Genomic DNA, 12,002 nt, shown 5'->3' with positions numbered 1-12,002 from the left:
TGCCCTGGAGGGGATCTGACCTATGTTTACCAATCAATTTCAAACTTTAGTCGATGTCATTCGGGAAAGAAGCAATCAAACGGATCACGGGATCCGTTTTATCGAATCCGATAAAACCGAGAATTTTATATCTTATCGCCAATTGTTTGAAGAGGCGCAAGGATTTCTCGGTTACTTACAACATATCGGCATTCAACCGAAGCAAGAAGTTGTGTTTCAAATCCAAGAAAACAAATCATTTGTCATCGCTTTTTGGGCTTGTTTATTAGGAGGAATGATCCCGGTACCGGTCAGTATCGGAGAAGATGATGACCATAAGCTAAAGGTATGGCGCATTTGGAATATATTAAACAATCCGTTTCTGATTGCCTCTGAAAAGGCATTGGAAAAAATAAAAAAGTACGCTGCAGAACACGATATGCAGGATTTCCATCATCAATTAAGCGAGAAATCCGACATCATTCAAGATCGAATCTACAATCAGCCCGCTTCATTATATGAACCTGGTGCGGATGAACTGGCCTTTATTCAATTTTCTTCCGGATCGACAGGGGACCCGAAAGGGGTCATGTTAACCCATCATAACTTAATCCATAATACGTGCGCCATTCAGAGTGCTCTGGCTCTTGACTCGAAAGATGCTTTTTTATCTTGGATGCCTTTAACCCATGATATGGGGCTCATTGCTTTCCACCTTGCTCCCATCTTGGTCGGAATCAATCAAAATTTAATGCCGACAGAATTATTTATCCGCAGACCCATTCTTTGGATGAAAAAGGCCCATGAACATAAAGCTAGCATTCTATCATCTCCTAATTTTGGATACAATTACTTCCTTAAATTTCTGAAAGACAAAAGTTTCGACTGGGATTTATCCCATATCAGGGTCATTGCAAACGGCGCGGAACCCATATTGCCAGAGCTATGTGACGAATTTTTGAAAAGATGCGCAGTGTTCAATATGAAAAGATCTGCCATTTTGAATGTTTACGGTTTAGCGGAAGCTTCGGTTGGTGCAGCGTCCTCTAAAACAGGAGAAGAATTTGTTGCTGTTTATTTGCATCGCGATCATTTAAATCTCGGTGAAAGAGCAGTTGAAGTAAGCAAAGAGGATCAAAATTGCGCTTCTTTCGTTGAAGTGGGACAGCCTATTGATTACTGTCAAATTCGAATCTGCGATGAAGCAAACGAAAGATTGGAAGACGGATTTATCGGGCATATCCAGATCAAGGGGGAAAATGTGACCCAAGGGTATTATAACAACCCCGAAAGTACGAACAGAGCGCTGACTCCCGATGGATGGATGAAAACGGGAGACCTTGGTTTCATTAGAGAAGGTAACTTAGTCGTAACCGGAAGGGAAAAAGACATTATTTTTGTGAACGGAAAAAATGTGTATCCTCATGATATTGAACGAGTCGCCATGGAAATGGAGGGGGTTGATTTAGGAAGAGTTGCAGCCTGCGGTATATATGATCAAGAGACACGAAGCAGTGAAATCGTGCTGTTTGTCGTTTTCAAAAAATCCCCCGACCAGTTTGCTCCACTTGTCAAAGACATTAAAAAGCATTTGTACCAACGAGGTGGATGGAGCATTAAAGAAGTCCTTCCGATCCGAAAGCTGCCAAAAACGACAAGCGGAAAGGTTAAGCGATATGAATTGGCTGAGCAGTATGAGTCAGGGACATTTTCGATAGAGTCAGCCAAAATCAAGGAATGTCTGGAGAGCAATCCGAAGGAACCGGTTCAGACTCCCATTCATGAGATAGAAACGGAATTGCTGTCTATCTTTTCCGAAGTGCTGGCCGGGAAAAAGATTCACCTAAACGATCGTTATTTTGACATAGGCGCAACTTCAATACAGTTATCACAAATTGCCGAACGCATAGAACAAAGGTTTGGTCGCGAGCTTGCGGTTGACGATCTCTTTACATATCCTTCTATCGCAGATTTAGCGGCATTTCTTGCTGAAAGCCATGCTGAAATCAAGCAAGCCGACACAGAGAAGCCAAGCCATTTTTCGTCGAAAGACATCGCCATTATCGGGATGTCGCTCAATGTTCCAGGCGCAGCGGATAAGAGTGATTTTTGGCATCTGCTTGAAAGAGGAGAGCATGGCATTCGACAATTTCCTGCACCAAGAGTCAAAGATGCGATGGATTATTTACGGTCCATTCGAAGCGATTTCAATGAAAGTCAGTTTATTAAGGGCGGCTATTTAGATGAAATCGACCGATTTGATTATTCGTTCTTTGGTTTAGCTCCCAAAACCGCGCAGTTCATGGACCCCAATCAAAGGCTGTTTTTGCAATCCGCATGGCATGCGATTGAAGATGCAGGCTATGCCGGCGACACCATTAGCGGACGTCAGGTCGGGGTTTATGTAGGATACTCGAAGGTGGGCTACGATTACGAACGTCTTCTCTCTGCGAATTATCCGGAGGAACTTCATCATTATATTGCGGGCAATCTTCCTTCCGTGTTAGCGAGTCGAATCGCTTACTTTTTAAATTTAAAAGGACCGGCGGTCACCGTGGATACGGCTTGCTCTTCATCGCTTGTTGCTGTTCATATGGCATGCAAATCTTTGCTTACAGGCGATTGTGAAATGGCGCTCGCCGGAGGTATTCGAACATCGCTATTGCCGATGCGTATCGGACTCGATATGGAATCTTCAGACGGGTTCACCAAAACGTTCAGCGAAGATTCAGACGGCACAGGCGCTGGCGAAGGCGTGGCGGCAGTCCTGTTGAAACCTTTGCAGGCTGCGATTCGCGACGGAGATCATATTTATGGCGTGATCAAGGGAAGCGCGATGAATCAAGACGGGACAACCGTTGGAATCACCGCACCGAATCCGGTAGCTCAGACCGAGGTCATTGAGACGGCCTGGAAAGATGCGGGCATTGCTCCTGAATCGCTGTCTTTCATCGAAGCGCATGGCACCGGTACCAAGTTAGGTGATCCGGTTGAATTTAACGGGCTTTGTAAAGCGTTTGAGAAGTATACGGAAAAGAAACAATTTTGTGCGATTGGCTCCGTTAAAGCGAACATCGGACATTTGTTTGAAGCGGCAGGCATCGTTGGACTGATAAAATCTGTCCTCATGTTGAATCACAAAAAAATCCCGCCATTAGCGCACTTTAATAAACCGAATCCGTTAATGCATTTTCAATCTTCCCCATTTTATGTGAATCAAGAAGTTATGGATTTCACAGCTGCTGACCGACCGATGCGATGTGGAATCAGCTCGTTCGGTTTTAGCGGAACGAATGCGCATATGGTTCTGGAAGAACATACTCCTGAAGGTGAGTATGCACCGGCGGCAGGGAACGAGCCGTACCTATTTGTTTTATCCGCCCATACTGAAACCGCACTCTACGAACTGGCTCATCGGTATCGGCAATATATCTCTGATGACAGTCAAGCTTCACTGAAGTCCATTTGCTATACGGCCAGTACAGGAAGGGCTCATTTAGATCATTGTATAGCCATGATTGTATCCAGTAAGCAAGAATTAATGGATAAGCTGGCCTGCTTGATTCAAGGCGAAAAAGATCTTCACCAAGTATACTTTGGTGACAAGAACATGAAGGAAATGCTGCCTGCCGACAAAGACCATCTGAATAAACAAGTCTCTCATCTGATGCAACATCGTCCCTACACAAAGGATGAACGAATCAAATGGTTGAATCGTGTCGCTGAATTATTTGTGCAAAGAGCCGTGATTGATTGGCGCGCGTTATATTCCAATGAAGTTGTACAAAAAACTCCATTGCCATTGTATCCGTTTGAACGGAATCGATGTTGGGTTGAAGCTGACCATTTGCACGCTAAGGAAAGCAAAGAGGGAGGGGAAGCAGCATTGGATATGAATCATACGAAGGCGCACATTGAATCCTTCTTGAAGACTGTGATTAGCAATGTTTCGGGAATCGAAGCAGATGAGATCGATTTGAATGCCCATTTTATCGGGTTCGGAATGGATTCCATCATGCTGGCCCAGGTCAAAAAAGCCATCGCAGATGAATTTGATGTGGACATCCCCATGGAACGATTTTTTGATACGATGAACAACATTCAAAGTGTCGTAGATTACTTGGCAGACGCTGCTCCATCGTCTGCATCCACTCCGCCTCAAGAGAATGTTACGACGCAAGAAGAGCTTGTTACATCAGAAGCACAGCCCGAATCGGAAGATCATCAAGAGCATATGTTGGAGAAAATTATTGCTTCTCAAAATCAATTAATCGAGCACACCTTACAAGCTCAATTGAACAGCTTTAATTCGTTGAGAAACAACCGTCATCATTCTGCAGTGGAAGAATACGCTATGCAGCAAGAAAAATCGATCCCTTCTTCCAAACAGGGGCCTCCGGCTGTCTCTGTAGAAAAGAAATTGACTCAAGAAGCGAAGCCTTATATTCCTTTTCAGTCTCAACGCTTGCATGAGCAGGGCAACTATACTGCACAGCAAAAACAATATTTAGAAGCTTTTATCGAGAAGTACGTAGACAAAACGAAAGGTTCCAAGCAATACACGGACGAAACCCGATTTGCTCATGCAAATAACCGCAACTTGTCCAGCTTCCGTTCATATTGGAAAGAAATGGTGTATCCGATCGTCGCCGAACGTTCGAACGGTTCCAAGATGTGGGATGTTGATGGAAACGAATATATCGATATCACCATGGGCTTCGGGGTCAACCTTTTTGGACATCATCCGTCCTTTACTACGCAAGTCCTCCTTGATTCAACGCATTCGGCATTGCCGCCGCTTGGTCCGATGTCGAATGTCGCCGGAGAAGTTGCAGAGCGAATCCGCTCATGCACAGGGGTAGAAAGGGTCGCTTTCTATAATTCCGGAACAGAGGCGGTCATGGTTGCCCTCCGTTTGGCGAGGGCGGCAACAGGCAGAAAGAAAGTTGTGGTGTTCTCGGGGTCTTATCACGGTACGTTTGACGGCGTATTAGGGGCAGCCAATACGAAAGGCGGGGCTGAGCCTGCCAATCCGCTGGCTCCGGGCATACTGCAAAACTTTATGAATGATTTGATTATTTTGCATTACAATCATCCGGATTCGTTGGACGTTATTCGCAGCCTTGGAAATGAATTGGCAGCCGTATTGGTGGAACCGGTGCAAAGCCGCAGGCCGGATTTGCAGCCGGAATCATTTTTGAAAGAACTGCGGGCGATCACGCAACAATCCGGGACAGCCCTGATTATGGATGAAATTATTACGGGCTTTCGGATCGGACTCGGCGGCGCGCAGGAATGGTTCGGCATTCAAGCCGATTTGGTAACCTACGGGAAAATCATCGGCGGCGGGCAACCGTTAGGTATTGTTGCCGGAAAAGCTGAGTTCATGAATGCGATCGATGGCGGAGTCTGGCAGTATGGAGACGACTCCTATCCAACGGACGAGGCGAAACGCACGTTTGTGGCCGGCACTTTCAATACTCATCCGCTTACCATGAGAATGTCATTAGCCGTGCTTCGGCACCTTCAATCCGAAGGAGAACATCTGTATGAGCGGTTAAATCAAAAGACGACCTACTTGGTCGATCAATTGAATCGCTATTTTGAACAATCGCAAGTACCGATTCGGATGGTTCAATTCGGTTCCTTATTCCGATTTGTCTCATCGGTTGATAATGATTTGTTCTTTTATCATCTCAATTATAAAGGGGTCTATGTTTGGGAAGGACGCAACTGCTTCCTGTCTACGGCTCATACCTCGGATGATATTGCTTATATCATTCAAGCCGTTCAAGAAACGGTGAAAGATCTTCGCCGAGGCGGATTTATTCCGGAAGGTCCGGATTCCCCTGATGACGGGGGACATAAAGAACCCGAAACGTATGAGCTTTCTCCTGAACAAAAACAATTGGTTATGGTATCCCATTATGGGAATGAAGCTTCTGCGGCTTTGAACCAATCCATTATGCTAAAAGTGAAGGGAGCAGTGCAGCATACGCTGTTAAAACAAGCGGTGCAGCATATTGTCAACCGCCATGACGCTTTACGTACGGTCATTCATGTCGATGACGAAGTTCAGCAAGTGCAGACACAGATGAATGTGGACATTCCTTTCATCGATTTTACCGGTCACCCGGATGAGCATCGAGAAGCGGAAATTCAGAAATGGCTGACAGAAGACGCCAAGCGGCCGTTTCATTTTCACGAACAGAAGCCCTTGTTTAGAGTTCATGTGCTTAAATCGAACCAAGACGAACATCTGATTGTGCTTACATTCCATCATATCATCACCGATGGTTGGTCGATCGCTGTTTTTGTACAAGAGCTGGAGAGCACTTACACCGCAGTTGCACAAGGAAAACCGCTTCCGTCGGATGAGGTTACTCCGTTTCGCCAATATTTAGACTGGCAGCAAGCGCAGATAAAGAACGGTCATTATTCAGAAAGTGTTCGTTATTGGCTGCAGCACCTCTCTGAACCAGTACCGCAGGCATTCTTGCCCAGCATGGCTTCTTCCAGTTATCCGCATGGTTATGAGGGGGAACGGTATACAGTTACACTGGGCCGGCCATTAAGCGAGGCTTTAAAGTCATTAAGCATTCGGATGAAAAACAGCGTATTTGTAACGGTGCTGGGCGCATTTCATCTGTTTCTGCATCAGCTTACCAAGCAGTCCGGTCTTGTAATCGGGATTCCAACCGCAGGTCAATCGCATATGAAACACGATGTGCTGATTGGAAATTGCGTCAATATGGTTCCGGTGAAGAACACGGCTTCTTCAGAAAGCACCTTATCCGGTTACCTGGGCCATATGAAGGAAACCATGAATCAAGTCATGCGGCATCAAGCCGTTCCGATGACACTGGTGGCCAGACAGCTTCCGCACGATCAAGTGCCGGATATGCGGATTATTTTTAATTTGGACAGACCTTTTCGAAAACTGCATTTCGGAAAGGTCGAGGCTGACCTTATGGCGTACCCTATAAAATGCACTTCATACGATTTATTTCTTAACGTAACGGACTCGGGTCAAGAATATGTTCTTGATTTCGATTTTAATACGAACGTCATCAGTCCGGAGATCATGGAAAAGTGGGGAGCGGGCTTTGCGAAATTGCTGCAAAAAATGGTTGAGGGGGACTCTGTCCCTCTCGATTCTTTGACGATGTTTTCCGATGAAGATCAACAAGCTTTGCATGAGCTGTATGCCGATCATCAGCTGCGAGTCTCTTCAACATTAAGCAATACGGCGGATCGTGCTGCCGTCTACGAAGAGCCGGAAAATGAAACGGAACGGCAGCTGGCACAGATCTGGGAGGAACTTTTAGGCCTTGAGCGGGTGGGCAGATCGGATCACTTCCTGGCTCTGGGAGGAAACTCGCTAAAAGCGACGCTTATGCTTTCCAAAGTTCAGAAAACATTGAATCAAAAAGTTTCCATAGGACAATTTTTCAACCATCAGACCGTTAAGGAGTTGGCGAGTTTCATCCGGAGTGAAAAGAAAGTCATATCGCCCCCGATGAAGGCTGTTGAGCAGAAAGCCTTTTACCGGACATCGCCAGCGCAACAAAGAGTATATTTCCTGCATCAAATGGAACCGAATCAAGTGTCGCAAAATATGTTTGGCCAAATATCGATTAGGGGGCAGTACAATGAGCAAGCCTTGATCGCATCCCTACAACAAGTCATGCAGCGGCATGAAGCTTTTCGCACTTCTTTTCACATCATAGATGGCGAAATTGTGCAGCAGATTGCAAGCGGGCTTGATTTTAACATTCGTGTCCGTTCGATGGATCGGAACGAATTTGAAGCCTATGCAGATCAGTTTGTAAAACCTTTCCGCCTTGAACGAGCTCCTTTGGTTCGCGCGGAGCTGATCAAGATCGATAGCGAACAGGCGGAGCTGCTCATCGATATGCATCATATCATTTCGGACGGTTATTCCACCAACATACTTACAAATGAATTATTCGCTTTATATCATGGTAAGCCATTGCCGGAAATTGAATTTGAATATAAAGATTTCGTAGAATGGCAAAACGAGTGGTTGAATGGAGGGACCATGGAGCAGCAGGAGAAATACTGGCTGGAGCAATTCAAGGAAGAAGTCCCCATCACCCAACTGCCGACAGACGGTTCAAGCGTGATGGAATGGTCTTTTGAAGGGCAGCGTGTGACATGCTCCTTGCAGTCAAGTTTAATCCGTTCGCTTCAAGAAATGTCGCAAAAGGCGGGCACGACTCTGTATATGCTGCTTTTGGCTGCATACAAAGTGCTGCTTCACAAATATACGGGCCAAGAAGATATCGTCGTAGGCACGCCTGTTTCCGGAAGAAATCATCCGAATATTGAAAGCATGATCGGTCTTTTCATTCAAACCATTGGGATTCGTACCAAGCCACACGCCAATAAAAGATTTGCGGATTACTTGGAAGAAGTCAAGCGGCAGACGCTTGACGCTTTCGAAAACCAGGACTATCCATTTGACTGGTTGGTGGAGAAATTAAATGTACACCGGGAAACAACAGGAAAGTCGCTGTTTAACACGATGTTTGTGTTTCAAAATATTGAATTTCATGAAATCCAGCAAAACGGATGTACGTTTAGGGTGAAAGAACGAAATCCCGGAGTCTCTTTATATGATTTGATGCTAACGATCGAAGATGCCGGGCAACAGTTGGAGATGCATTTCGATTTTAATCCAAAGCTGTTTGAACAAGAAACCATTGAACAGATAGCAGGGCACTATACCCGCATTTTGGATAGCCTTGTCAAGGAGCCGGAGAAATCCTTGTCTTCCGTTCCTATGCTATCTGATACCGAACGGCATCAACTTCTGATGGAGTTTAATGACACGAAGACGCCGTTTCCGCACGATGAAACAGTCTGTCAGTGGTTTGAAAAGCAAGCCGAACAGCGGCCTGATCATGAAGCCGTTATATTTGGCAATGAGCGGTACACGTACAGGCAGCTCAATGAACGGGCAAACCAATTGGCGCGAACGTTAAGAACGAAGGGCGTACAAGCGGATCAGTTCGTTGCCATCATCTGCCCGCATCGAATCGAGCTGATTGTTGGAATTTTGGCTGTTCTAAAAGCCGGCGGCGCATACGTGCCCATTGATCCGGAGTATCCGGAGGATCGGATAAAATATATGCTGAAAGATTCAGAGGCAGAGATTGTTTTGACACAGCTCCATCTGCATAAACAATTAACGCCTGACGGTGACATTGTCCTTTTGGATGAGGAAAGCTCTTATCATGAGGATCGCTCGAATCTTGAATCGATCAGCGATGCGCATGATTTGGCCTACATGATCTATACGTCGGGTTCCACGGGGAATCCGAAAGGCGTACTCATTGAGCACCGAGGATTAGCCAATTATATTTGGTGGGCGAAAGAGGTTTATGTGAAGGGCGAGAAAACAAACTTCCCCTTGTATTCGTCCGTCTCTTTCGATTTAACGGTGACTTCGATTTTCACACCGTTGGTCACGGGAAATACCGTCATTGTCTATGATGGAGATGACAAAAGCGCGGTGCTTTCAACGATTATGCAGGACCCAAGAATAGATATGATCAAACTGACCCCGGCTCATTTGCATGTACTCAAAGAAATGAATATAGCCGATGGAACGACAATTCGGAAAATGATCGTGGGCGGAGAAAATTTAAGCACCCGGCTGGCCCAAAGTGTCAGCGAGCAGTTTAAAGGCCAACTGGACATATTCAATGAATACGGACCGACGGAAGCGGTCGTCGGTTGTATGATTTACTGTTACGACGCTAAACGGGATAGACGAGAATTCGTACCAATAGGCACTGCGGCCGCCAATACGAATATTTATGTGGCGGATGCCAGCAGGAATCTGGTGCCGATCGGGGTACCTGGTGAAATATATATCAGTGGAGCCGGTGTGGCCAGAGGATATTGGAAGCGCCCGGATTTAACAGCAGAGAAGTTCGTTGATAACCCGTTTGCCCCGGGAACGAAGATGTACAAGACAGGCGACTTGGCTAAACGCTTGCGGGATGGAAATCTTGTCTATTTGGGCCGAATCGATGAACAAGTCAAAATCAGAGGACATCGAATCGAACTTGGTGAAATCGAAGCTGCGATGCATAAAGTGGAAGCGGTGCAAAAGGCCGCAGTTGTAGCCAGAGAAGAAGAGGACGGCTTAACACAATTGTGTGCGTATTATGTGAGCGATCAACCTATAACAATTGCGCAGCTTAGAGAACAATTGTCACTGGAGCTGCCAGACTACATGGTTCCATCCTATTTTGTCCAACTGGAGCATATGCCGTTAACGTCCAACGGGAAAATAAATCGTAAAGCACTGCCTGCGCCAGAGACAAGTTTGCAACAGATAGCCGAGTATGTCCCGCCAGGCAATGAGGTTGAATCCAGGCTAACAGCCATATGGCAAGAGTTGCTCGGCATAAGCCATGTGGGGATCAAGCATAATTTCTTTCACCTTGGAGGAAATTCCATTCGAGCGACGGCCTTAGCTGCCAGAATCCACAAAGAGCTGGATGTGAATCTGTCTCTCAAAGAAATATTTAAGTTTCCTACCATTGAACAGCTGGCAAACATGGTGTTACGCATGGAAAAACATCGATATGCACCGATTCCGGCTGCAAAGGAAATGCCCTATTATCCAGTTTCTTCGGCTCAGAGACGGATGTATCTGTTAAGCCATGCAGAAGGCGGCGAGCTGACTTACAATATGACGGGTGCCATGAGTGTAGAAGGGGCCGTTGATCTGGTCCGATTAAACGCTGCTTTCCAAAAATTAATTGAGCGTCATGAAGCTTTGCGGACCAGCTTTGAACTATACGGCGGCGAACCGGCACAACGTATTCATCCGAGCGTCGAATTTTCAATAGAACGGATTCAAGCGAGTGAAGAAGAAGTGGAAGATCGTGTGCTTGATTTTATCAAAGCGTTTGATTTAACCAAGCCGCCGTTGATGCGAGTCGGACTGATTGAAATTGAACCTGTAAAACATGTGCTGCTGGTCGATATGCATCACATCATTTCCGATGGCGTGTCTATGAACATTCTGATGAAAGATTTAAGTCAATTCTATGAGGGGAACGAACCGGAGCCGCTGTCCATTCAATATAAAGATTTTGCGGTTTGGCAGCAAACGGAAGTTCAGAGACAGAACATCAAGAACCAGGAAGCGTATTGGCTGAATCAGTTTCATGATGACATTCCTGCACTTGATATGCCTACGGATTACGAAAGACCTTCTATACGCAATTACGAAGGCGAATCGTTTGAATTTCTTATACCGACACAATTGAAACAGCGCTTATGTCAGATGGAAGAAAGTACAGGAGCAACACTGTATATGATTTTATTGGCAGCCTATACGATTCTTCTATCTAAATACAGCGGACAAGAGGATATTGTCGTAGGGACGCCAACCGCCGGCCGAACTCATATGGATGTAGAGCCTGTTGTGGGAATGTTCGTTAATACTTTAGTCATTCGCAATCACCCGGCAGGCCGTAAAACATTCGATGCTTACTTAAACGAAGTAAAGGAAAACATGCTAAATGCTTATCAAAATCAAGACTATCCATTGGAAAAATTGATCCAACATTTACATCTTCCAAAAGATTCAAGCCGAAATCCTTTGTTCGATACGATGTTTGTGCTGCAAAATCTCGATCAAGCTGAATTGAAACTGGATTCCCTTCGATTCACGCCTTATAAGCTTTATCATCCGGTTGCCAAATTCGATCTGACCTTGTCGATCCAGGCGGATCAAGACAAACATCACGGTCTGTTCGAATACTCGAAGAAACTATTTAAGAAAAGCAGAATCGAGGCTTTATCAAACGATTATTTACACATTTTATCCGTGATTAGTCAACATCCAACCATTCAAATCGAACATATCGAATTGAGCGGCAGCAATGCGGAAGAAGACAACACGATCCATTCTATTGAATTGAACTTTTAGGAAGCAAGGGGAAAGCATACATTATTTTCTTTAAACTATACAAAAT

Annotated in this window: 1 protein-coding gene; it reads left to right on the top strand. The window is 45.4% G+C overall.

The window, feature by feature from the left end; genetic code table 11:
• The first annotated feature begins 22 nt into the window (after nt 1–22).
• The gene (locus RBH91_RS11100) at nt 23–11,956 is read left to right on the top strand and encodes a non-ribosomal peptide synthetase/type I polyketide synthase (protein WP_307894584.1); all 11,934 of its coding nucleotides are present in this window, start codon (nt 23–25) and stop codon (nt 11,954–11,956) included.
• Nucleotides 11,957–12,002: the final 46 nt, after the last annotated feature.

This window comes from Bacillus swezeyi, assembly GCF_030908325.1.
Taxonomy (GTDB): domain Bacteria; phylum Bacillota; class Bacilli; order Bacillales; family Bacillaceae; genus Bacillus; species Bacillus swezeyi.
This window is presented reverse-complemented; position numbering and strand designations above follow the sequence as displayed.

What these genes read in the sequence shown, in the direction of transcription:
- RBH91_RS11100 (WP_307894584.1), top strand. Translation starts at nt 23, where the DNA reads ATGTTTACCAATCAATTTCAAACTTTAGTCGATGTCATTCGGGAAAGA.